We start from the raw sequence: 26,145 nt of genomic DNA, 5'->3' as shown, positions 1-26,145 counted from the left end.
CCTTACCTTAACAATTAGTCTTTCTGTCTCTACATTAGATGCTACGCTAGCGAGAAAAAATGTAACATCTAATCAGACCAAACATCGTAGAAGTTCAATGACGACAGTAGGCAAAGCCAAATGTGCATCGTGTGTTTTTTATCCACGAGGATATTCGACTAATACTCTTTCCTTATTCAGTGTTATTATATCAAATTTCATTTCAAGTGTCAAAGCATTATTACACTATAAGTTAAAGCGCTACTTTAATCAAGGTTTAGCTTAGTATAATATATCTCATCTATCAGCAAGATTTTTTCAACTGGTCATCCAGCCAAACCGATAAACCCTCCTGTCAGCTTGCTACATAACACATTTCTTTCTTCTGAGAAATAACCCTGCTCCCGCTCAAACGTAGTATTCAACAGCATCACAATGTTAGGTAGCAAGATGCACAATCTCTTTTGAGAGGGACATATGCCCAGACATGTACACTATCAGGTACAGTGGTCAGCGCTTATGCAAGAATACGCTGTCACGTATCATGGAAAGCAACTTACTCCAGGCATCCAGCCCACAAGCCCACACTGGTTTGACTGGCTGGAGTCCATCGCCTCTTTCTCCTTTCAGAGCCGATCAGGAGGAAGCTGTACTGTGCGCAAAGAGACCGTACAGCGAGGAGGAGTATACTGGTATGCGTATCAGCGCAAAGGAAGGCGCATGTTGAAACGCTATCTTGCTCGCAGCACCGATCTGACGCTGACACGTTTAGAACAAGTCACAGCCTCTTTCAACGATGCCGAAGAGCACTCTGGCTCATCAGAGGCAACCATCCTATCGCAACTGCTTCTCACGACCAAGCTGCGTATTCCGCAGCTACCCGTGCAACATATCTCACGTCCTCGCCTGCTTACGCATCTCCAGCGGGATATACAGGGACCATTAACCCTGGTCTCAGCTCCAGCCGGTTCTGGCAAAACAACGCTCTTAGCAGAATGGGCCTCCAGCATCGATTTGCCAGTGGCCTGGATCTCGCTTGAAGCAGCCGACAACGATCCCTGGCGCTTTCTGTCCTATTTCATAGCCGCTCTGGCCAGTCTGGACGAGCTCATTGACGCGGCCATGCGAACGTATCAGTTCACCAGCACCCAGGATATCGAGCACGTACTCATCAGCTTGCTCAACGATCTCACGCGCCTGCTGAAGCAAGAAGTAGTTGTAATCCTGGATGACTATCACGTTTTGACAGAGGAGGCTATCCATGCTCTCCTGGATACATTCCTCACACATCTCCCACCACACCTGCATCTGGTGATTGGAACACGAGTCGATCCTCCGCTGGCGCTGGCACGCCTGCGAGCACGCATGCAATTAAGTGAAGTGTACATCGAAGAGTTACGCTTCAGCTCTGGCGAGGTCGAGGCGCTCGTGCATACAATGGGATTAAAGCTCTCTCTCGAAGCGTTACGCTTACTGGAGCAGCATACAGAGGGCTGGATTGCAGGCATACAGTTACTTGTGCTGGCTTTGCGAGGACATGCTGATGCGACAACGTTTCTAGGCACATTCAAGGGAACTCATCGCTTTCTCCTCGAGTACGTCAGTGAAGAGATCTTAGCGCAACAGGCCCCTGAAACGCAACGTTTTCTACTCTTAACATCTGTTCTGGACCAGATGACTGGTCCGCTCTGTGATGCGGTCACGCAACTATCTGACGGACAGGCGTGCCTGGAAGGATTACTGAAAGCCAACCTCTTTGTAAGTGCTCTCAATGACACGGAAACCTGGTATCGTTATCATCCTCTCTTCGCCAATTCACTACGCGCCCAACTTCAGAAGCTCGAACCAGACTTAATCCCACAACTTTATCTGCGGGCCAGTCGCTGGTACGAACAGCATCAGCGCCTGGAAGAGGCATGTGATTACGCCTTTCTCGCCGGAGATCTCCCTCAGGCCGCACAGTTGGTCGCCAGACACCTACCTCACATGGTAAAGCAGGGACACTTCGAACGACTGAAGCAGTGGTTAAATCAAATTCCACCAACGATCATCGCCGCGTCTCCTCAACTCTACATCACCATGCCCTGGTTACACTCATTAAACTCGCGCACACCAGAAGTCGTCGAACAGTCGCTACTCCGCATGGAAGAGTACGTACAGGAACAACAACAAATAGCGGCTACATCCTGGGAAGAGCCTCAAAGCGTGCTTACACTTTTCCGTGCCGTCACTGCTCTCACACAGAACCAACCGCTGCGTGCATTCACGCTGACGCTTGAAGCATTGCGTGTCCTGACGAGACGAGCCACTGACTTGAGCCAGATGCTGACACAATTTCTCCAGATCGTTCTCAGCCTCACCTATGGTGCCCGTGGGGACTTAGTAACAGCCGAACGCATACTGCTTGATCTCAGTGTTTTACAGTCAACAGACACATATTCGGTTGTAAATATGGGAGCCACCTTTCTACTGGGAGAATTATATAGAGCACAGGGCCAGCTACCCAAAGTAGCGTTGCTCTATGAGGGACTCCTCCAGACAGTTGGAACACGCCTCAATCTCGCGCCGATACCCTCAACCTTGATAAGTTTCACGCAGTTACGCAAAGCCAGCGTATTCTATGAATGGAATCGTTTACCAGAAGCTTCATATGAAATGCAACAAGTGCTGAAGTTTATATCACGTGCGCATCATTACCCCTTTCTCGGAATTGCGCTCTGGGCACAGGCACGTATTGAGCTGGCACAACATCGACCCGAAGCCGCCAGACATTTTCTGGAACTGGTCCGTAACCAACCAGAAATATGCGGAGAAGTTCCCCACGGCCCAAAAAATCCTCCGATAGATATACCAACGCTTGCGGCACGTCTGGCACTCGCCTGTGGGCAGATAGCAGAAGCCGAGCATTGGGCAAGCACGTATGGAATATCCTACGATGACGCCCCTAAAACGCTCCTGGAAAGCCAGCAGATATTTGCATATATGACACTCGCGCGTATCCTGATTGCACGTGGACGCTCGCAGAACACCACAGCAGCGTTCATGCAGGCATTGATCATACTTAAAAACTGGGGAGAATGTGCTCTCCATCTGGATTTCCACGGCTGGCTGCTTGAAATCCAGATGCTCACCGCCCTCACCCTGCAAGCGCAAGGGAACGTACATCAGGCACTCAGTCTCCTTGGAGAGGTTCTAGCGCAGGCAGAGCCAATGGGCTATATACGCCTCTTCGTCGATGAAGGCCAGCCAATGGTACTCCTGCTAGCACAAATCTCGGCATATACTACAGCTTCATCCTTTTACATTCAAAAACTTCAGGATGCCATGCCACCTACGCAACTGATGTTGTCCGACCACACACAAGTAGAAGCTTCTCAGGTACTCATTGATCCGCTGAGCACGCGCGAACTTGAGGTCCTCTCCCACATGGCCACGGGGGCCTCCAACCAACAGATCGCCGATCAACTGGTAATCAGCCTCAACACAGCCAAACGCCACGTCAAACACATCCTGGCGAAGCTCGCCGTGAGCAATCGCACGCAGGCAATCGCACGTGCGCGCGAAATTCAATTGTTATAAACTCATCAACCAACAAAAAATACTCCCATAGAATGCTCCTAAAGGGCCATGGAGACTGCTTCCAGTTGCTGTAGACTAGCTAAAGTTAATGAACAAGCAATAGCCAAAGCATCTCAATCAAAGGAGTTTTGATATGACACAGATTAGTATCGAGAATCTCGTGGCCCAGGAGGCAAAGAGAAATCCGCAAGTATTCTACACGCAACTACGCGCCGCTGAACCGCTCTACTTTGTGGAAGGCTTAAACGCCTGGCTAATAACAACCTATGAGGACGCATTACTTCTGCTAAAAGATCCTCGTTTCGTAAAGGATAGGCGGAAAGTCTTCCCTCCCCAGCAAGACGAGAGAAGCGTTCTTATGGAGAGCATTTTTCAAAACCTGCTCACCCTTGATCCACCTGACCATTCACGCCTGCGCCGTCTGGTTTCAAAAGCGTTCACGCCACGCATGATAGAGCAGCTCCGTCCTCGTATCCAGCAGATTACTGACGAGCTATTGGATGGCATTCAGGAACAAGAAACGATGGATCTGGTCACAGATTTTGCCTATCCGCTTCCCATCACAGTCATCTCCGAAATGCTAGGCATCCCCGTTACAGACCGAAAATCATTTCGCACCTGGACCCAGGCACTGGTAAACAATCAAGGGGAAGAGGAATCTATAAACGCTATGAGAGCCTTCCAAAGTTACATTGAAACACTCCTGATTGAGAAACGCTCCCATCCAGCCAATGATCTGACCAGTAATCTGGTCCAGGTGGAGGAAAATGGAGATCAATTAAGTAAGAACGAACTGGTCTCAATGATCTTCTTGCTCATTGTCGCCGGCCATGAAACGACCGTAAACCTGCTTGCCAATGGCACATTAGCGCTCTTACAGCATCCCAAACAGATGCAGTTGCTCCGGACTGATCCCTCTTTACTGCCAGCAGCAGTCGAAGAACTCTTGCGCTACACCACACCAGTAAGCCTCTCCGACGAACGCTGGGCAAGCGAGGACATCGAATTACATGGCAAAGTGATCCACAAAGGCGACCAGATCCACGCAGCATTAATCGCCGCCAACTCCGACGGACAGCAGTTCACCGATCCAACCGTACTGGACATCACACGTCAGGATAACCAGCACCTCGCCTTTGGCAAAGGGCTCCATTTTTGCCTGGGGGCGCCTCTGGCACGTCTAGAAGGACAGATTGCATTCGGTACCTTGCTTCGCCGCCTGCCAAACCTGCACCTGATCGACGATCCAGAACAACTCATATGGAACCGCAACCTTATGCTGCGCGGCCTCATCAGCTTGCCAGTAGCTTTTTAAACCCTTAAATGCATTCTTGCACCTTTTTACACGTATGTAAAAAGGTGCAATTTTCTCTTCTTGTATAGATATGGCCAGCACTCGATACATATAGATTAAAAATATATATTGAAGAACTTACATAACAATTTATTAAATAATTTATTACTATAGTACTATCACTACTGATGTATTTTTGACATAGATAAAAAATATGGATACACTCAATTTCAGCAGTAGTAATAGTATCAATAGAATATGTATCCTTGACCACCATTCAGATCCTATACGATTTTCGGCTCTACCTCCTATCATCTAGCCAGAGAGCCCTCCACCCACAAATGCAAAAAAATTCAACTAGAGGAGCTCATAATCATGAACATAGCAGCAGAAAATTATCAGCAGATAGCACAATTAATAGAGCAGCAATCCATTGCGACACCGGAGAGGCTGGCACTTACCGCAGGAGAGCAGACACTCAGTTATGAGGATCTCAATCGGCGAGCCAATCAACTGGCACAATATTTGAGTACACATGGAGTGCAACATGGTACACCGATAGGTCTATGCTTAGAGCGCTCTATCGATATGGTAGTTGGATTATTGGGCATACTCAAAGCGGGGGGTATCTACTTGCCGCTAGAGCCATCCAACCCTGTAGAGCGGCTCAACTTTATGCTGCAAGACGCGCAGATCCCCATCTTGCTAACGAGCCAGCATCTCAAGGAACGTTTTACACTGCAAGAAATTGACATTATCTGTCTGGATACCGATGCCGGAGAGCTCGCGCAGCAGAGTACATCCACGCCAATCATCGAGATCAGAGAGAGTGACCTCGCCTATATCATCTACACCTCTGGTTCCACCGGTCAGCCCAAAGGGGTACAAATCAGCCATGGCAGCCTGCTCAACCTCATACTCTGGCATCAAAGAGCCTTCGGAGTAACCAGAGTTGACCGGGCAACACAGATTGCCAGTCCTGCCTTCGATGCCACAGGATGGGAACTCTGGCCATACCTCACAATCGGAGCCAGTGTACATATCATCGACGAGGAGACGCGTGTCGTCCCCACGCTGCTACGAGATTGGTTAATCCAGCATGAGATCACAATAACGTTTCTACCAACTCCTCTCGCAGAAAGTGTGATAGATCTCTCATGGTCTTCCACCACAGCGCTACGTTTCTTGCTCACCGGAGGCGACACGTTACGTCGTTATCCTGCGGCCGCCCTACCATTCACATTAGTCAACAACTATGGACCAACGGAAGCTACCGTCGTAGCGACATCAATCAATATTCCACCGACGGAACACCCATCTAAAGCGCCATCAATTGGTTATCCCATTGATAACACTCAGATTTACATTCTTGACGAGCAGATGCAACCTGTTGCTCAAGGCGAGGCGGGAGAAATCTATATTGGAGGAGCAGGACTAGCCAGCGGTTATCTTCATCGCTCCGAGCTCACCGCCGAAAAGTTCGCCGCCAATCCTTTTAGTGCAGATCCCCAGGCACGGTTGTATCAGACCGGGGATCTGGCACGCTATACGCTCGATGGTGCTATCGACTTTATTGGACGCATCGATCGCCAGATAAAGCTAAGAGGTTTCCGTATTGAACTGGGAGAGATCGAGGATACATTAAGTCATCACGCAGCGGTACATCAAGCCATAGTGAGTCTAAGAGAGGATGCCTCTGCTGAAAAACATCTGGTCGCGTATCTCGTCGTTGATAATCAAGCCTCTCCATCTCTGACAGAGTTACAAGATTTTCTGGGTACACAGTTGCCAGATTATATGCATCCAGCTGCCTTTGTACTTTTAGATACCTTACCGCTCACCCCCAATGGTAAAAGAGATCTTGCGGCCCTACCAGATCCAGACGCAACAAATACCTTACGAGATAGAATGCTCTCACTACCAGAGACAGCCATGGAAAAGAGTCTGGCCGAAATCATAGCCCCCTTACTGGGCCTGGAGCAGGTAGGGATCGATGATAACTTCTTCATGCTTGGTGGACACTCATTATTAGGAACACAACTCATTGTTAAAATAGTGACAGCCTTTGGAGTCGACTTATCCTTGAGAACCTTGTTCAACGCTCCAACCATCAGGGAATTAGCCTTTGAAGTAGTTACGCTCCTCACCGCCAAGGTTGAAGCGATGAGCGAAGAGGAGGTTCAACAGTTATTGCAGCTAGAAGCCACCCCACAGCTTCCGTTGTAGTTGACGAAAGGAGAGCGAGATTGAACGAAATACAACTTTCAGCGACAAAACAGGCCTTACTTGAGAAATATCTACAAGGCAACATCGCAGTAGCAAAAAAAGAAGCTGCAACGATCCAGAAAAGGGGTGAGGAAGCACCCGCACCGCTCTCCCTGGGGCAGCAACAGATGTGGTTGCTTGCACAAATGACACCTGATGTGCCTGTCTATAATGAGTCAGTGACGCTCCGTCTTCCGGGACAACTCAACATAGACGCATTGGAGCAGAGCTTCAATGAAATCATCCGTCGTCATGAAGTTTGGCGTACCAGCTTTCCCATTATTCATGGAGAACCAATCCAGCGTGTACATCCTACGTTGCAGCTCAAGCTGCCAGTTGTGGACCTGAGACATCTTCCTGAGACGCAGAGAGAACCAGAAGCTATCAGGATTGCTACGGAACAGGCATTACCGCTCTTCGATCTAAGCCAGATTCCATTATTGCGTGCTATCCTCATCCACTTGAGCGATGAAGATCACAGATTATACGTTACATTACATCATATTCTATTCGACGGCAGTATTTATGATATATTTCTGCCAGAATTATTCGCTCATTACACAGCATTTGCCAGTGGGAAGCCATCACCTCTAGCCCCATTGCCTCTTCAATATAGTGACTTTGCCGTCTGGCAGAGAGCGCATCTACAGACCAGCGAAGTCAACGATCAGATGACTTATTGGAGACAACAACTGGCACAAGCACCTGCCACCCTGGATCTCCCCATTGATCGAGCACGACCAGCCATAGAGAGCCATCGCGGTGCTCGCTTGCCATTCAGGTTATCAGACAATCTGATAAAAGATTTAAAAGCACTTGGTCGTCGTGAGGGAGTAACATTCTACACAGTATTAGTTGCCTCATTCAATGCTTTGCTCTATCGCTATTCAGGGCAAGAAGATATCATCCTGGGCACAACGATCGGAGGCAAGGACCGTAAAGAAGTGCAAAATCTGCTCGGGCTTTTCCTCAATTCGCTGGTACTGCGAACCGATCTCTCCGGCAACCCTACATTCCATGAGCTCTTACGGCGTATGCGAAGCGTGATTTTAGAAGCCCATATGCATCAAGACATTCCACTTGAATATCTCGTCAAGGAACTACACCAGGAAAGATATCCAGGACAAAGTCCATTTATCCAGGCGATGCTCTCATTAGAGCCTCCTCTGCCAACACTAGCATCGGGCTGGACAATCACGCAATCCGATGTCGATATCCATACCGCTAAACTTGATCTCTATCTCGAGCTCGATGACCGTCCAGATGGCTTTGCAGCCTGGCTCGAATACAACACCGATCTGTTCGATGAGACAACAGCGCAGCGCATCATTGGACACTGGCAAGCCATCCTGCACAGCATTGTCAGCGATTCAACGCAACACCTGACAGATCTGCCAATTCTCACCACTGATGAGGAGCAGCAGATCCTGATCACATGGAATGCGGCAACCAGAGAGTATCCACAAAACCTTTGTCTGCACCAACTCTTTGAGTCCCAGGCGCAACATACGCCGGAAGCATTGGCGATCAGCTTCGAAGATCAGCAACTCAGCTATCGAGAACTCAACGAGCAAGCAAACCAACTGGCACACTACCTTAAAAAGCGCGGAGTAAAAGCTGAAATGCTGGTAGGTCTTTATCTCGAACGTTCTATCGATATGGTCATCGCGCTACTTGGAGTCCTCAAAGCTGGCGCAGCCTACATCCCCCTTGATCCGACGCATCCTCAGGATCGCATCGCCTATGTTCTTCAGGATAGTCAGACAGCGCTTGTCTTGACACAACAAAAAGTGCTCGCCAGGATGTCCCACGAGCTACCCGCCACCATCTGTCTGGACACCGATTGGCCTCTCATGGCCCAGGAAAGCAAGATGAATCTGGACAGCGAAGTTTCAGCTACTAATCTCGCATACGTCATATACACATCCGGCTCCACGGGTCGCCCGAAGGGTGTACAACTCCTGCATCGTGGGGTCGTAAACTTTCTTTCGTCCATGCAAAGAGACCTCAAGGTAACGGAGCAGGATATCCTTCTCGCTGTCACAACACTTTCTTTTGATATCGCAGTCTTAGAACTCTTCCTGCCATTGACAACAGGTGCCAGACTCTTGCTTGTCTCACAGGAGACAGCCACCGATGGACGTGAGCTCGCCAAAACGTTAGCCACCATTCGTCCAACGCTCATGCAAGCGACTCCTGCTACCTGGCGCATGCTACTGGACGCCGGAATGCCTGCGATCCATCAATTGAGTATCCTCTGCGGGGGCGAGGCCTTGCAGCCCAACCTCCTGGAACAACTGATTGCTCGCAAGCCCACCGCCATCTGGAATCTTTACGGGCCAACGGAGACCACCATCTGGTCAAGCATGCAAAAGATAGACACAGACTCGCGCACAATCACCATTGGACGCCCCATCGACAATACACAGATGTACGTAGTTGACACAACTGGCAAGCCCACACCGGTTGGCATACCCGGAGAGCTCTGGATCGGCGGGGCAGGACTGGCACGCGGATATCTCCATCAACCTGCATTGACAGCCGAAAAGTTTATTCCTGACCCCTTCAGCCGCAATCCTGAAAGTCGCTTATATCGCACAGGAGACCTGGTCCGTTATCTCCCGGATGGCCAGATTGACTATCTCCATCGTAGCGACAATCAGGTAAAGATTCACGGCTTTCGCATCGAACTTGGAGAGATAGAGACGATTCTAAGACAGCATCCGAGCATTCAAGAAGCTGCGGTCATCGTGAGAGAAGATGCTCAGTCAGACAAACAGCTTAGCGCATATATTGTTACGGCCCTGGAAAACAATCTCACAACCGAAAATCTGATACAAGCTTTGCAAGAAAAGCTCCCCAACTACATGATCCCAACTTCTTTTATGCAGCTAGACGCTTTACCATTGACTCCCAACGGCAAGATAGATCGCCGCGCATTAACAGACACGCACGCCACTGCATTTATAACAGGAAAAAGCTCAGTACATCCAACCTCAATGATCCAGTATCAATTATTGCAAATCTGGGAAGAGTTACTCGATAAGCACCCAATAGGCATACGCGATAATTTTTTCTTACTCGGAGGACACTCTTTGCTAGCTACTCGTCTGCTGGTCAAAATAGAGCAGACATTTGACAGAAAAATCGCACTCCCGACTCTCTTTGCCGGGCCAACCATCGAACAACTGGCAAGCGTCCTACAAGCCAAAGATCAAGCAGAGAACAGACCTGCCCTTATAGGGATACAAACGCAAGGCACGCAACGTCCCTTCTTCTTTCTCCATGGAGACTATGCAGGTGGACCAGCATACTGCTATTCCTTAATGCGCATACTCGGCAACGATCAACCATTTTACGTACTCGAACCATATCGCTTCGACACCCCGCAGGACACACCTACGATAGAGACAATGGCCGAGGCGCAACTCAAAGCCATCCGTAGCATCCAGCCGCAGGGACCCTATGCGCTCGGAGGATTCTGCAATGGAGGACTCATCGCCTACGAGATGGCCCGACAACTCCAGGCGCAAGGAGAGCAAACAGATATGTTGATTATCATCGATGTAGCCTATCCACCATTATCGCAAAAACTGGCTTATCATACCTTTAAACTCATCGGGGACAAGCTGAAATTTGGGCAACAGAAACAATTCGAATGGTTCTTTGCCTTGCGGCACGCATACCGCTACATCGTACATTCGAAAAAGCCAGAAAATATCGAGACATTTGCTATGGCTGATCCCAACATCGCAATGCTCAATCCGACCATCGACCCACTGCTGATCGAGACGATAGCCATATCCAACTGGACCATCGCAGCTTACGACTATACGAAGGGTTATGAAGGGAAGGTCATCCTACTCCAGAGCGAAGAAGAGCCACTCGGTACAGTGTGGAAACGCAAAATGCACCATGAAAAGGGAAGTGATATCGAAATGTACCGCGTACCTGGTACGCATCTCGGCTGCCTTACCGACCACGTCCAGGAATTGGGCGCAGAAATAAAACATCAACTGGCACGCCGACCCAAAGCAATTCCGCATCATTGAGGATGACGATGTATATAACTGACAGTCCAGATAAGAAGCCCGATAAAGATCCCAGACTTAAGGAGAGAAGAAATCAGAAGAAATAAAGATGCAGGCAATACGTAGCTAAATATAATCTGCACAACAAACTCAAGAGTCATCCCACACCCCCAGACCAGAGTCATCAAGCGTAAGGCGGCCTGGACGTCAGGCACATGCCAACTCGCGTTAAATTCGGCGATCCAGACAGGATTATTTTTCGTAGTCAGTTGTCGACCAATATAAAAGATGATAGGCCTGCGCAACAAAAGCGAAAGCAGGAAAAAAATTCCGATGATCCCTGTCGTAATCGGAAAGAGCATGACCTCACGCGCTCCGAGCAAGCCAGCCGCGCCACTAATCAACAGAGCGACGATCACAAGCAAGCCAACCACGTCAGGACGATGTCTGGAGACAACACTCAGCAGACAAGAAAGCAAAGGAAAAATCCCACACAGCATCAAGACCGCCGCTGCTGACATATCAGGAAAAAGGTGACGAAACAGTTTGAAGGCAAGCAAAGGACATAAAATATCGATAAAAAAAAATGGCGATAATCCACGAAAGGTAGGCTTTACCGCAGATGATTGACTACCAGACATTGCACATTATCCTTTAGGCCTGGTACGGCTCTTCTGGCTAAGAGATTACACGTTGACGCGATTTTTGGTGTATAGTGAGGTATATCGACCAGCAAACAAATTTAAGATAGAGAGGAAATAAAAGATATGACGACTTCGATTCCAGGCTTCAGCCATCTCGCATTACGTGTAACCGACGTAGCACGTTCCAGAGCATTTTATGTTGATGGCTTACAGCTTCCAGTGAAATTTGAGGTGCCCGGTCGCCTCGCGCTCGACGTCTATGGGACGATGGTAGTACTCATAGGCAACGATCCACACACAGCCAGCGATGATCGCTTCAATCCATATCGTGTTGGACTGGATCACTTAGCACTACACATTCCCAATATCCAATTGCTCGATGAATTGCTCGCAAAGCTCAATCAAGCCAGCATCCCCAACAACGGCATCCAGTACGATGAGCCATCGCACTCCACCCACATCAGCTTCTACGATCCCGATGGCATCGCCTGGGAATTCTACTTTTCATCCGCACGTCAAGAGTAAGATCATCCTGGCATTGCAGAGATAGCATATCCTGCAGTTAGATTCTTCAGCCGCCTAGCGTTGAAGAATCTCTTCGGTCGAGCCAAAAAATTCGGTCGGCTGGATACGAATTGCCGCACCAGTCGGACAGGCATCGACGCATGCTTGATTATTATATCCTGCGCAGAGATCACACTTGACCGCAATCTTCTTGCGCAACTCATCATAGGCATCGTGCTGAGGCCGCTCAAGCGGTCCGGGAGCAAGCTGACTTCGCTGGAGCATCGGAAGATTTTTACTCTGGCGCTGTTTCTTCGGAGCACCTTTGCCAAATAAGCTATTGAAGCGCTGCCAGGATGCTTGCTCCTGCTGACTTCCTTTCTCACCCTCACTATCCACAATCGAGATGGCATCATAAGGACAACGTTCGGCGCAGATTCCACAGCCAATGCAACTCTCAGTGATATAAACTTCTCCGTTCGCCTTGCGTGCAATTCCTGCGCGGCTACACAGCATACAAACGGGGTCCTGACATTGACGGCAAGTCGTGGTAATACTGATGTTACCAATCACCTTCCCGGTACGGTTCATACGTGAGTGTCCATGCCGACGCTCACAAGCCTCTTCACACTCGTTGCAATGGATACATTTATCCAGATCGATCACCAGTACTTCGGTTCCTTCGACAACGCCCTGACTAACCAGCGATTGCAATCCTGAACGGACAGGAATTTCTGGCAACACCTTCGAACGTTTTCTGGCGCCGCTAACCGCCGGCAATGAGGTCTGCGTCACGGTAGCCGTTTCGACATACTCCCGCAGACGCTGCGTAAAGCGCTTGTGCACCTGCGGATAGCTTTTGAAGAACGTCAACATTATTTGTCGTGGAATCTCGGCAACGCGCACACGATTGATAGTTGTGACCGTCACAGCCTTTCCATCACCCAGCAGATCCAGCCCGCCAATAAAATAGTCGCCTCCTTGGCGATAAGCCATCACACGTTCAACTGTACCTCCAGCCACGGTCGGCTGCTCCTGCGTCACTTTCACAAACCCCTCTAAAATGACATGGAGTGTCTCCAGTTCCGGACGCTGTTCTGCCTGACTGTTCTTTTCCACAAAGAGACGCTGATCGCGATCATATTGTTTCACCTGAATTTGTGTGATCAGCGCACGGATGCCAGCATCGGCAACATCCTGGAAGAGAGCCATACGCTTCAAGATAGAATGCAATGAGCGGAGATTGTTTGTTTGATCAAAAAACACCTTGACCTGGGGCACCAATTCCATCAGATGGTGCATAACCTGATCGGGTATCTGCAAGATGATGGCAGGAGTCTGCACTTTAGCCGTCGCATTATAGCGCTGCCCGGTTAACATGCCATCTTCGCCAACAGACTCGCCTGGATTGAGTACAGCTACTGGAAACTCTTTCTTATCGCCTCCCACGGCAAAGAGATCCAGACGACCCTCAAGAATCAGATAGAGATCACGCCCATACTCACCTTCGCGAATCACCGTCTCGCCAGGTTGGAGCGCCAGAAAACGCGAGGCGGAGACGAGATGTAACAGATAATTTTCAGGAACATCTTGAGGATTATGTAAAGCCGTCTGAAAGCGGACCCGTTGCATCACTTGAGGAACGCTCCAGCCTTTGGGAAGCATATTAGCGACATGCTGACTGCTTGCCGGGCTTTCCCACGAAGCTCCCAGCCGTTGCTTTAATGAGAGCATCAGGAGGTCGCGATGATTATCCACAGGACAGACAGAGACACAGGAGCCACACATGATACATTCTTGCGTAAAGCGAGCAACCTGAGGCGAGACCTTCTCCTGAGCGGTCGCCTGATTCAGATCAGCAATGGTGACCATAGATGAAATAGGTACAGGGCACGCAACCATACAACGATCACAGCCAATACACATATCGAGCTCAAAGCTAATGCGCTCCGCCTGAAGCGACTGAACAGTGGGACGATGACTCAACCCAGGCACCACATGCATCGGTAATGCTTTCGACTCTTGTACCAACGGACTCTGGATCGCCGTCATCTGAAACGTACTCGTCTGTTCCCTGTCAGGAGCGGGAGAGAGCGATTGCGGAAAAGAGTAGTAGATGAACATATTGCCAATCACAACACCATCCCCGTGCAACAGATTGTACGCGTTATTAATCTTGACTTTATTCACAAAAACGCCATTACGGCTATTCAAATCGCGAATATAGAAACCATCGTTGGAAGAAAAAAGTTCGGCATGGGTATGGGACGTTGCAGTATCATCCACAGTGAGAACGTTGGTTGGATCACGTCCAATCGTTGTACGCTTATCCAAAGCCAGCGGCACAACGATCGGTTGAGATCTCTGGCCCATCAAGACCAATGTGGGCGTGAGTGGTAATGCGGCCAGGACACTTTCGGGGATGCGACGTGTAGCATTCGCGTTGAGTTGTGTTCCCTGAAGATGTTGAAATGCTCCTTGACGTCGCTCAAAGCGCATTTGGACATCGCCCAGCCTGATGTGGTCATTCTGCTGGAGGATATGTTCTTTGTAAGGAAGCAAAGCTATATTATTCACAAATGTCCCATTCGAGCTCCCCATGTCACAGAGCGTATAACATCCATTGCTGTACTCGATCTGAGCATGAGTACGTGATACGGAGAGATGCTCAATGTATAGCTCTACTTGCGCTTGCCTGCCTATTATAATCTGATTTTTTTGATACAGCGGAAATTCTCTCAGAGGAATGGCAACCCTGGGATGAATGATAGGGACAAGTACAGCCTCTTGCCCATGCGCCATGGCGTTTTCAGCTTCAATTGCATTGGGATTGTCCAGATAAGGCTTCATACTCTTCTGCTGATATACGGTAAGAAGGGCTGGTGGCACCTGTTGCTGATCCAGCCAACCTTCAAAGTCAAAAGTATTGTCAAAGAGTTGAGCGGCAATAGTTGTAACATCAACATGATGATCGATTGCACGTTTGAAAGCGAGGGCCTGATCACGTTGGCCCAGAAAGAGGGCGCCAACAAGGATACCATTTTGCAGGACTGCTTTGCGATAATTGCGTGGTTCAGGGAGAGCGATTATCTCTTTATAAAAAGTATTTGCTTGCCGTCTGGGACTCGTAGTCTGTCCAATCGAGACGAAATCGAGCCCAAACAAAAAGCTAGCATTGTAATAGTTGCGGTATTCACGCGACCACGCATACAGATCCGGTTGCAAGCCGGGGGACGTATGCAGTGCGGCATACATATTGTGAGCCGCCGTACGCGCCTGTTGCGTTGACGGATACCATTGCCCCAGGAGACGTGCGCGTCCACTTACAATATCAGTTGTTTCGATGACGTCGCCAGCCGCATAAATATCCGACACACTTGTGCGCATATGATTATCAACCTGGATCCCTTGCTTGTACCCGATACCGCTCGCTTTAAGAAAATCCAGATGGGGCTCGATGCCGATGGCGACAAGGACCAGTTCACAGGGGATCTGTTCTCCATCATTCGTCATTACCGCGCTGACCTTGCCTTTTTTGCCAACGATCTCGACAATCTCCGTATTCAGCCGCACATCGATCCCCACCCGTTGCTCCTCATGCAGCACAAGATCCGACGCAGCCGGGTCCAGTATCTCAGACCACAGGGTAGTACCACGTAAGAGATGGGTCACCTTACGTCCCTGTTTCTGCAACGTCTCAGCACTTTCCAAAGCCAGAGTACCACTCCCACAGATAACCACACGCGTCACGTTTTTGAGATGGCGAACAATCTCCTGATAATCAGCCACGGTACGCAATGTCGACACCCCGGCCAGATCGCTTCCTGGACAATCCAGTTGTTTGGCACGAGCTCCCTGAGCCAGCAGCAATTTCTGATAATAGAGTTGTTCCCCGTTATGAAGTTGCACACAATGCTGTCCTGGATTAACCCCGACGACACGAGCAGGGATAAAACCAATACGCTGTTCCTGATAAAATGACGTCGGACGCGCCCATAGCTTCTCTTCTGGCATTTGACCGGCCAGATAGTCTTTAAGCGCAGGACGATAATAGACTGGGAATGGATCATCTGCCACAATTGTAATCAGAGCGGTCGGGTCTTGTATCCGTAAATTCTCAGCCGCCGTAATACCAGCGATGCCGTTCCCGACAATGAGGTAGGTTATCTGCGCATTTGCCATAGAGCATATTTCTCCAAGATAGTAACGTATCCCCATTTACACGCTGTAGCAGGCCGATTTTTACCATTTTTGGACGTTTTTTCGGCTTATTTTATGCAATAAAGAAATTTAGTATGAGACATCGTGAACACATCTGAATAATCTTAACCACGAATATCCTTTTTACACCCACAAGTCCTACATATTGAAATTTCAATTGACGCCAGCAATGCATCTCCGTTACATTCAACATAAAATAGTTACAAAACAGCCGGATACATTCCGATAACAAACGTGTCGTAACACATTTGTGCGCCAGGGCCATAGCGTAATTCGCTCGATCGCGACATATCTCGATGTCCTTGGATGTAAGATATTCCATTTTGATCACCGCTTTAGTCGGATCAAAGAAAGCGAGAGATGCACGTATGCAAACAGTTTTACCTGTCAATAACCTCGTTGGCACCATGCTGGGCGACTACCAGATCGAGCGACTGCTCAATCACGGGACGCTAGGAACCGTCTACATTGCTAGAAAAAACGGACAAAATCAGTCTGTTATGATCACGTTATTCTCCCTGCCAGGAAATTTCCCCGAGCAGGCACGCAACGCCTTCTGGACACGCTTCCAGCAAGAGGGTCAGAAACTGATCAAGCTACGTCACCCACATATCCTCCCGCTTCACACCTATGGTCAGTATGCATCTTATCCATACATCGTCTCGTCCTTTGTGAAAGGGCGCTCTCTGGCCCAGATCATGAAGCAGCAGCCTCTATTTACGCCACAGCAAACCTTAAACGTCCTCAAACAGGTAAGCGTGGGACTTGATTATATCCATAATCATGGAGTTGTCCACGGATTATTGAATCCGACCAGCCTGCTCGTCGACAACTTCCAAACGGTACAATTGGGAGGGATTGGTCTGAGGCCAATTCTAGAAATGTATGGCATCGAGCGTAGCAACCATCCCTATGCACATCTCTACAGCATAGCAGAGACATTTCTAGGCGCACCTGAATATCTGGCCCCCGAATGTGCCCGCAGCGAGCCAGTGGATATACGTAGTGACATCTACTCACTTGGAATTATTTTGTTCGAAATGCTCACGGGAACGCGTCCATTTACTGGAACGGACAAAGTTGAAGTCGTGATACAGCGCCTCCAAAGTCCTATTCCATCGCTACGTACCGTATTCCCTCAAGCTCCAATCAGATTAGATCGTGTCATACAGAAAGCCCTACAACAGCATCCATCCCAACGTTTTCAAACGGTGAATGAACTGACCCAGGCTCTGGAACAAGCCTTGCAAGATCAGGAGGTCAAAGAAAGAATTGGAGATAGCCTCGCCGGCGTGAACCAGACAGATGCAACCCTTCCACCGACAGTCGACTGGTTCGCCGAAGAAACGCCTGTCGACATCTCGAACCATGGAGTGCCAACAACCACGATGAGCTACCTCTCATCGATCGAGCCAGCGTCGGCCAGAATGTCCGCGCAACCGCGCCAGCCACAACCAACCGAGCCATCACCGGAAGGACACACGATGGCATTTCATCGACTCTCCAGCAGTGCCCAGCCACCGAGTGCCAAAGTCATCGGAGGAGATCCTTTTGATATGTGGTCGGCCTCCTCAGCCAGACTCGAAGCACAGCCCGCATCAAATCGTAAACAGCAAAGCCAAAAGACTGCATCCGTTGCCCCTGACAAACAGAGGAGTCAGAAAACAGCATCCGTCTCACCTGCCAAACAAAAAGGGAAATCTGCCTCTAAATCCGGGCGTCGTAAAGTAGTCGCCTTCCTGGTAGCGGGAAGCGTCACGGTAGCCGGACTAGGATTTTTTGAGAGAATGAATATTGCCAACGCACTCCACCTGAATCAGACAGCCCAGATGGCTCCGACACAAAAAACCACTACAGTCGCTCAGAAAAGCACCGCACCTGCACAAAAAGCTACCAAGGCTCCTCAGGCCAAAGCGACCACAAAAAGCGCACCACCGGCCACGCATACAGGAACAGTCATAGGAGCAACAACGCTGGCCAAAAATTCTTCAAAGGAATTCAACAATCCAGCCGACAACAATCAGAGCCTACTCATTCGCCTGGCGGATGGAACCTTCGTCGCAGGAGAACGAGCCTGCACACACGAAGGAGTTCCAGTCAATTATGATAGCGCATCAGGCACGCTCATCTGCCCACGCCATGGAGCAATATTCGATCCAGCCAAAAACTTTGCCGTACTGAAAGGACCAGCCACCACACCATTGACAGCAGTCACCATCAAAGTAAATAGCGACGGCACCATTACCGTGTAATACCCTGTCAAGGTTCATCGCGACAAAAAGTAGCATCGGACGCTTGCATCAATACGACGAAGATAGGGAGAAATCCCTTTTCGACCACACTGCTACGTCAGCTGGCTTGATCTCTGTGGGGAATCAGCAATTAAGCATGATATAATGCCAAAAGGAAGCATAAACGTCATGCCCACTATCGCTGCTAGAAGTGGGTTCATCGAGCAAAGAGGAGCGTCAATGAAAGCCGCAATCTGCTATGCATATGGTCAGCCACTCAGCGTCGAGGACGTACAACTTGATGCGCCACAACATGGAGAAGTCCGTGTCAGCATTAAAGCGGTCGCCGTCTGTCACAGCGACGTCCATCGCATTCGTGGGGATTGGAAAGGACGCTTACCTATCGTGGTGGGACACGAGGCAGCGGGCATCGTCGAAGAGGTAGGAGATGGAGTCCAAACCGTTCAGCCAGGCGATCGCGTCGCCGTCTCACTGTTGCGCTCATGTGGACGATGCATCCAATGCGTTTCCGGAGCCACACATCTATGCGAGGGCACATTTGCGATTGGAGTAGAAAGTCGCCTTCATAATCAACAAGGGCAGGCGTTGCTACACGGACTCAACACAGCGGCCTTTGCCGAAGAGACTATCGTCGACCAATCGCAACTGGTACGCGTCCCCGCCGAGATACCCCTGGATCGCGCCGCATTACTGGCCTGTGGAGTCATCACCGGAGTAGGAGCAGTCATCAACACCGCGCAGGTGCGTCCTGGCTCAAACGTCGTAGTCATTGGAACCGGCGGAGTCGGACTCAACGCCGTCCAGGGAGCAGTGCTTGCTGGAGCCAGCCAGATCATCGCGCTCGATATTTTAGACCATAAATTAGCCACTGCGATCATCTTTGGAGCCACCGCAACGATCAATGCAGCCGACGAAGACGCACGCCAGGCGGTGCGCGACCTCACTGCTGGACGTGGTGCGGACTATGTGCTGATCACCGTAGGCAGTACCCAGGCAATCGCTCAGGGATTATCACTGCTACGCACGGGAGGGACAGCCGTCGTCGTCGGACTACCGCAACGCGACGCTCTGGCTCAGATAAGTGCCTATGATCTTGTCTCCAGAGGACAACGCATGCTTGGAAGTTATATGGGATCATCACGTCTCACCATCGACGTTCCCTGGCTAGCTAAACTTTATCTCCGGGGACGCCTAAAATTAGATGAACTCATCACCGAACGTTATCCGCTCAGCCAGATCAACACGGCCATCGAAACGATGGAACGTGGTGATGCGCTACGCAACGTCATTATAATTGGAGAGGAATAAGCATACAGCTACGTGAGACTCTCTCCATTACGGGACGATCGAGGATATGACAAACGACTAACGCTAGCAGTCTAAAGGTTTTATCGTTTGAGTGTAAAAACGATAAAACCTTTATTTTTTATTGGCCCTTCAAGCGCACGACAAATTGCGTTGGCTTGACAAATATGAGGGCAATCACAAGGACTGTCATAGTGGTGAGCATATACACGACCGCCATCGCATTGATAGCCTGTTCGGGCCGCATACCAGAAGCAAAAGCATCGCCATAGAGCGTTACAACCATCGTCTGGGCATCGGCATTGGCCACCAGATAAGTAAGCTCAAACATCGCCATAACGCGTACGATAGTCAGAACACCTGCGGTGAGTAAACCGGGAATAATTAGGGGCAGCACGATGCGCAAGAAGGTTTGCAGCCGATTAGCGCCGAGCATCTGGCTGGCAGATTCTAATGACGTGTCTACTTGCTCGATAAAAGGCTCAAGCACAAGTATCACGAAGGGCAATGTTGGTATCACATTGACCAGGACAACGCTCGGAAGATCTCCTCCCAGATAGCGCAGCAGGATCGTTGCCAGAGGGATGCCATACGCCAGCGGAGGAATAAGCATGGGCAGAAGATAAAAACCCATCAGAATGCCTTTATAACGAAATTTCCTGCGAGCCAAAACATAGGCAGCCGGGAATCCCAGCAGAAGAGCCAGCAAAGTGGCACCAAGAGAAACGATCAACGTATTTGAAAGCAGTTGTCCAATGTCATGATCGCTAAACTCATACGCATACCATTGCGTTGTAAATAATCCTTGTGGGAGCCAGCTATCAAACCATTGCTGGCCCAGCGAACCAATCAGCACCGTTCCAACCATGCCAAAGAGATTCAGCACAAACAGGCCAATGGCTACATAGAAGATGACTGTCCCCCAGATGTTTTTTCTGCGCCGGATCGGTCGTTTTTTGGGCGGCGCAGATTGAAGTAAAGCATCAGAGGTTGTATCCATCATCTCCTGAAAAGCGTCAGTCCCCATAGCTTACGCTCCTTTTCCACCGCTGATAGTCGCTCCACGCGCCGTTTTGGCCTGGAGCCATAAGACGAGTACAATTACCACAAGCTCAATCACACCCATAATCAAAGCAATAGCCGTTCCTAGCGGGATATTATAATTTGTAAACGCTGTCTCGTAGGCAGAAATCGCCAGCACACGCGTCTCATGCGATGGCTCTCCAACAAGGTTCGCCGTAGGAAAGACACTGAAGTTCGCAACAAAATTCAAGCAAAAAGCCACTGCAATCCCTGGGAGTGAAAGAGGCAACACCACACGCCAGAATGTCTGTCGCGCATTTGCACCCAGCATGCGACTCGCACGATCCAGATCGGGACTGATAGCAGACATGTAGCCAAGAATGAGTAAGAATGTAAAGGGAAAGCCTTGAATAAACAATGCAATTTCGACCGCCAGCCAGTGATGTAAAAAGAGCAATGGCTGCGAAATAAGATGTGCCCCAAGCAGGATACGATTGAACCATCCAGTTGGTGAAAAATAGTCCAGCATCGACTGAGCCACCAGCACATTGCCCAGGGTAATCGGCAGGATCAATACGATTGTCAGCAGGCGCTCAAATTTGATACCGCCGCGCATATAGTATGCCAGCGGAATGCTGACCAGAACGCTAAAGAGAGTGACAGGCAACGCAACCTGGAAAGTTACCCAGATCGCCGCAACCTGATCAGGATCACTAAAAAACTGGATATAATTGGTCAGACTCAGTGCAGTTGAGTTCTCCGTCGCATGCAAACTGGTTGCCAATCCATTCAGCAGCGGATAAAAGAACAGTCCCAGAATCAAAACGACTGCTGGGAGCGATAATAAAATAGCCACATAGTCTATCCCGAATCTCACAACTCTGGGCGTTGTCGCAGGATGCATCACTTCTGCCATGCCATTTACCTCTCTGCTTTATGGGTAGCGACTTCAGCGGGATTAGCATTGAGAGTGGAACTAGCAGCATGCACATCAGGATCAGAAAAAAGCAAGAGGCGCTCGGGTTGCACGCCAAACTCGACGACAGCACCACTCTCAGGGATATGAGCGCTATGCACCAACAATTGCAGATTGTTCACACCGTCCACCTGCACAATCGACTCGTATGACCGTCCCATATATTCGATAAGCTTCACACGACCTTGCAGACGATTTATATCCGGTAGTGGATCAGAGGTCGTTTCGTCTGGTCGGCTACACGCCAGGATGCGCTGACCTACTTTCCAACGCGTACTCTCCTCGGCAGTCGAGCGAGCGCTCAATTTGATCCCATTGGGAGCTTCTATCTGCCAGAGATCTCCATCCTTATCCAGAATAGTGGCCGAAAATTGATTGAGATAGCCCATAAACTTCGCGACAAATAGACTTTTAGGATTATTATAAATGTCCTGCGGCGTCCCAATCTGTTCTATGTGTCCTAACTGCATTACCACGACAAGATCAGAGAGAGACATCGCTTCAGACTGATCGTGTGTAACATAGAGAGTTGTCAGGCCAAGCTCATTATGGAGGCGCTTGATCTCAATGCGCAACTCATTGCGTAGATTGGCATCCAGATTCGAGAGCGGCTCATCCAAAAGGAGCATAGCTGGCTCTAAAACGATCGTGCGTGCAATCGCCAGACGCTGCTGTTGACCTCCGCTCATCTCTGAGGGATAACGCTTCCCAAAATCGTCCAGATGAACCTGCTCAAGCGCTCGCTTGACACGCCTCTCGCGCTCGGCCTTTGGAACGCCGCGAATCTCAAGTCCATAGCTCACGTTGCGCTGTGCATTCAGATGCGGAAAAAGGGCATAGTTCTGAAAAACCATCCCGAAGCCGCGTTTCTCCGCAGGCAAATGCTGTATCGGCGTGCCATTCAGGATAATCTCTCCATCGCTCAGATCCAGCAAGCCTGCCAGGCAATTCAGAGCCGTCGACTTGCCACAGCCGCTTGGTCCCAGGAGAGTAATAAACTGACCGCCTTTAATATCCAGAGTGAAGTCATACAAGGCAGTAGTATTTCCGAAACGACGCACTATTCCCTTGATCTCAAGTTTCTCAATTTTTTTCATCATCATGATCCAACTTCGATCCAATGTGGCCTTTCCCCGCATGCGATAAGCCCGTTCAGAGAGCATCAAGCAATCAAACCGGCAGCCCCGCTTGATTATTGTGACCGTTGAACGAGCTTACAGCTAAAGGGAATACACCTTCATGCTAGAGGAACATCTACCGACATTGCGAGCACAGGCATTAAGAAGCCTTATACTTACCGCTTCCAATATCTTTATCCCACTTGCTAAATGCCAGTACTAACTGATCTGTCTTTAGCGGTAATGTAATCGGCACCTGCGTGATGAGTTGGTCATATGAGGATCGTCCATACTGCGAAATGACTTGCTGACTGGCAGCCGGAGCCATGGATATACTTACACCCTTTACGGCAGGTCCTGGATAGAAGTAGCCTGAATCGTAGTTAAACGCCTGCTGATCTGGCTTAAGCATCCAGGCCATCACAGCCAGAATCACCTTCTGATGTGCTTGATCCAAGCCTTTGGGCATCATCATAAAAGCAGCATCAGCCACCATCGTCGTATTTTTCAGGACAAACGTCTTATCACCTGCGGGGACTTGCTGGAGGAAGCGTGGATTGATGTCCCAACCCAGTGTGCTCGCAATAATGGATACCTGTCCTTTGGCGAGTTCGCTCATCGTGTCACCGGTACGCGTAGGATACGAATCGATACCTGAACCAGCATCTTTAAGAAATGCCCAGGTTTTATCCCAGCCATGGGTTGGATCTTGTGGGTCCTTATCACCAAGCAAGTAGGGTAGACCCATCAACATGGTACGTCCAGGACCGGAGTTTGAGGGTCGAGCATACAGGAATTGTCCCGGATGAGCTTTAATCCAGGTCTGCAATTCCTCGATTGTGGTGGGCGGATTAGGAACCTTGGCTGGATTATATTCAAACACGGGTCCACTTGGCGTATAGGTAAACACCAATCCATAGCCCTGGGCCAGATCGGTGTAAGCTTTGGCAGCGGGAAGATAATTGCTATCGAGGTTCGGGAAGGAGTCAGAGTGTGTGGGAGTTAATTTTTCAACCAGTCCTTGCTGAGTAGCGCTGGATAAACCGTCATATCCAGTAATAATCAGATTATCCTGCACATGGCCAGCATCTTCTTCGGCTTTCAGCTTGCCAGGCAGCTGAGGAGCCTGGATACGAGCAGGATACACAATCTTCGATACAAGTTCTGGATGAGCCTTTTGGAACGCTTTCAACATGGGCTGTACCTGTGCTGAATAGCCTCCAGCATCGACAACCTGCAAGACGATCGGGCTACTGCTCCCCTTGGTCGTCGGACTACTAGAACCACAGGCAGCAGCGACAACAAGAACAAACAAAAATATCAGATAGTGGGCGGGATACCTTGCCAGTGTTTTTGCTCTAAACATCTTGTACTTCTTCCTTGATGAGTACTATCTTGACGATAAGCAAATGTAATAGTAGGTACATTACGTATTCCTAATGTATTACCGCAAAACGTGTTAGGTGTCACGAGTAGAATCAATAGAAGGGGACTGTATCTGGACTGTTTCTTTTCCGATCCGTCGGTAGGATACTGCACGGGAAGGTGAAGCCATAGACAGCCCTTGAATGTTTCTTAACAAAACACCTTTCTTGTTTAGTCACACGTGTATTATACACAAGCATATGGCAGAAAATATATGGTCTGGAGTATCATTTTCCCAATTGATGGTAATTCACACCATTTTCAGAAAATATTTCCATATATTTTCTAAAAAGGTACCATAGAAGAAAGAGCCTGTCAAGCAGCTATCCTCGCTGAGAAGACAATAGACCAGTGGATTCGCGCACGATCAGTGGACTTTCTAGCAGTGTATACCCATTACTGGGTGTATTGCGCCCATCCATGATTTGTCGCAATGTCTGTATCGCCAGTTGCCCCATACGATATTTAGGCTGCTCAATCGTTGTCAGAGGCGGATTTGAGTGGGCCGCCATAGAGATACCATCGCATCCCACCACGGAAATATCATCTGGAACACGCAAGCCGTAGGTGCGAATGGCATGCAGCGCTCCTAAAGCCATAATATCGTTATAAGCAATCACAGCCGTAGGTTTTTCTACGCTCGGTAGCGTCAGCAGTGAGCTCATCGCTTGAAAGCCACCTTCAACGTTAGGGAAACTTGTAGGACACCATTCGGAAGGCAGGTCGAGACTAGCTTCCTGTAAAGCCTTCTCGATCCCCCGTCTTCTTTGCAACGAGGGACTTGAGATACTATTGCCGGCAAGATAGGCAATTCGCTGGTGCTTTAATTGCAGCAGATGCTGTGCTGAACGATAAGCAGCATTTTCAAAGTCAACGAGGATACAGGGAATCGCGGGATGATTAAGATTACGATTAATCACCACCAAAGGAATTTTGTTTTGCTCATACAGAGCGATCAGAGCAGTATTCGAGATACGTGAAGCACAGACAATAATCCCATCAACGGGCTGCATAGCCAGAGAACTAAGCGCCTGAGACTCGCGCAATGGGTCTTCGCTGGTATTACAGAGGATCATGGTCAGACCATTTGTACCCGCCCCATCTTCCACTCCCCGCACAATCTCTGGAAAAAAAGGATTTCGAATATCACTAATCACCAGAGCCACCATACGGTGCCCGACGCTTACCGAGCTCGGAATGGTCGTCGAAACTTTATAGCCCAATTCAGCGACAACCGCAAGCACGCGAGCACGCGTCCTCTCGTTCACAGGAGCAGTGTTGTTCATGACACGCGAGACCGTCGTCGGAGAGACGCCTGCGATACGTGCCACATCGATTAATTTTGCCGTCATTATATGTTCTTTTACCTGTCATATTTCATGAAAATGATAGTATACATTTCATCATTTGTCAATGAAGAAATGCCAGCCATACAGCAGTGAACACCGGAACTCTTCCGGTAAGCATTGATGTACCCTCATTTGATTGTATAATAAAGAGGGAAGGTATGCATTTCTTGATCTCCTCTA

Annotated in this window: 14 protein-coding genes; 7 read left to right on the top strand and 7 right to left on the bottom strand. The window is 49.3% G+C overall.

What is annotated here, in order from left to right; genetic code table 11:
* Nucleotides 1–456 precede the first annotated feature (456 nt).
* The 4 genes from AC27N8_RS12725 to AC27N8_RS12710 all read left to right on the top strand — a co-directional run bounded on the left by AC27N8_RS12725 (nucleotide 457) and on the right by AC27N8_RS12710 (nucleotide 11,169).
* Nucleotides 457–3,558: a winged helix-turn-helix domain-containing protein gene (locus AC27N8_RS12725; protein WP_487067528.1), complete on the top strand. Its 3,102-nt coding sequence runs from the start codon at nucleotides 457–459 to the stop codon at nucleotides 3,556–3,558.
* Nucleotides 3,559–3,691: 133 nt separating this feature from the next.
* Nucleotides 3,692–4,873, top strand: a complete 1,182-nt coding sequence (locus AC27N8_RS12720; protein ID WP_487067526.1) for a cytochrome P450 family protein — start codon at nucleotides 3,692–3,694, stop codon at nucleotides 4,871–4,873.
* A gap of 354 nt (nucleotides 4,874–5,227) precedes the next feature.
* Nucleotides 5,228–7,078, top strand: coding sequence for a non-ribosomal peptide synthetase (locus AC27N8_RS12715; RefSeq protein ID WP_487067524.1), 1,851 nt, complete (start codon nucleotides 5,228–5,230; stop codon nucleotides 7,076–7,078).
* A gap of 20 nt (nucleotides 7,079–7,098) precedes the next feature.
* Nucleotides 7,099–11,169, top strand: coding sequence for a non-ribosomal peptide synthetase (locus tag AC27N8_RS12710; RefSeq protein ID WP_487067522.1), 4,071 nt, complete (start codon nucleotides 7,099–7,101; stop codon nucleotides 11,167–11,169).
* Here AC27N8_RS12710 and AC27N8_RS12705 read toward each other — a convergent pair.
* On the bottom strand, nucleotides 11,163–11,789 hold the full coding sequence (locus AC27N8_RS12705; protein WP_487067520.1) for a VC0807 family protein: 627 nt from the start codon (nucleotides 11,787–11,789) through the stop codon (nucleotides 11,163–11,165). The two genes, AC27N8_RS12710 and AC27N8_RS12705, sit on opposite strands and share 7 nt — an antisense overlap.
* A 126-nt stretch (nucleotides 11,790–11,915) precedes the next feature.
* Between AC27N8_RS12705 and AC27N8_RS12700 the strand changes: the two genes are divergently transcribed.
* Nucleotides 11,916–12,317, top strand: coding sequence for a VOC family protein (locus AC27N8_RS12700; RefSeq protein WP_487067518.1), 402 nt, complete (start codon nucleotides 11,916–11,918; stop codon nucleotides 12,315–12,317).
* A 54-nt stretch (nucleotides 12,318–12,371) separates the two neighbouring features.
* Here the strand turns inward: AC27N8_RS12700 and AC27N8_RS12695 are convergent, their stop codons facing one another.
* Entirely contained in the window at nucleotides 12,372–16,478 is a 4,107-nt protein-coding gene (locus AC27N8_RS12695; RefSeq protein WP_487067516.1) for an FAD-dependent oxidoreductase, read from the bottom strand.
* Nucleotides 16,479–16,885: 407 nt separating this feature from the next.
* Between AC27N8_RS12695 and AC27N8_RS12690 the strand changes: the two genes are divergently transcribed.
* Both AC27N8_RS12690 and AC27N8_RS12685 read left to right on the top strand, forming a co-directional pair.
* The gene (locus AC27N8_RS12690) at nucleotides 16,886–18,769 is read left to right on the top strand and encodes a protein kinase domain-containing protein (protein WP_487067514.1); all 1,884 of its coding nucleotides are present in this window, start codon (nucleotides 16,886–16,888) and stop codon (nucleotides 18,767–18,769) included.
* A 219-nt stretch (nucleotides 18,770–18,988) separates the two neighbouring features.
* Nucleotides 18,989–20,077, top strand: a complete 1,089-nt coding sequence (locus AC27N8_RS12685) for a Zn-dependent alcohol dehydrogenase (RefSeq protein WP_487067512.1) — start codon at nucleotides 18,989–18,991, stop codon at nucleotides 20,075–20,077.
* A 118-nt stretch (nucleotides 20,078–20,195) separates the two neighbouring features.
* On the opposite strand, the gene AC27N8_RS12680 is transcribed toward AC27N8_RS12685, so the two are convergent.
* The 5 genes from AC27N8_RS12680 to AC27N8_RS12660 form a co-directional block, all read right to left on the bottom strand.
* Nucleotides 20,196–21,101, bottom strand: a complete 906-nt coding sequence (locus AC27N8_RS12680) for an ABC transporter permease (protein ID WP_487067510.1) — start codon at nucleotides 21,099–21,101, stop codon at nucleotides 20,196–20,198.
* A gap of 3 nt (nucleotides 21,102–21,104) precedes the next feature.
* A complete protein-coding gene (locus AC27N8_RS12675; RefSeq protein ID WP_487067508.1) occupies nucleotides 21,105–22,013 on the bottom strand; it encodes an ABC transporter permease in 909 nt (302 codons plus the stop codon).
* Nucleotides 22,014–22,018: 5 nt separating this feature from the next.
* The gene (locus AC27N8_RS12670; protein ID WP_487067506.1) at nucleotides 22,019–23,176 is read right to left on the bottom strand and encodes an ABC transporter ATP-binding protein; all 1,158 of its coding nucleotides are present in this window, start codon (nucleotides 23,174–23,176) and stop codon (nucleotides 22,019–22,021) included.
* Between the two features lie 175 nt (nucleotides 23,177–23,351).
* Nucleotides 23,352–24,557, bottom strand: coding sequence for an extracellular solute-binding protein (locus AC27N8_RS12665; protein WP_487067504.1), 1,206 nt, complete (start codon nucleotides 24,555–24,557; stop codon nucleotides 23,352–23,354).
* Nucleotides 24,558–24,939: 382 nt separating this feature from the next.
* The gene (locus AC27N8_RS12660) at nucleotides 24,940–25,968 is read right to left on the bottom strand and encodes a LacI family DNA-binding transcriptional regulator (RefSeq protein WP_487067502.1); all 1,029 of its coding nucleotides are present in this window, start codon (nucleotides 25,966–25,968) and stop codon (nucleotides 24,940–24,942) included.
* Nucleotides 25,969–26,145: the final 177 nt, after the last annotated feature.

The sequence above is a fragment of the Dictyobacter sp. Z7_2 genome (genome assembly GCF_057551105.1).
This window is presented reverse-complemented; position numbering and strand designations above follow the sequence as displayed.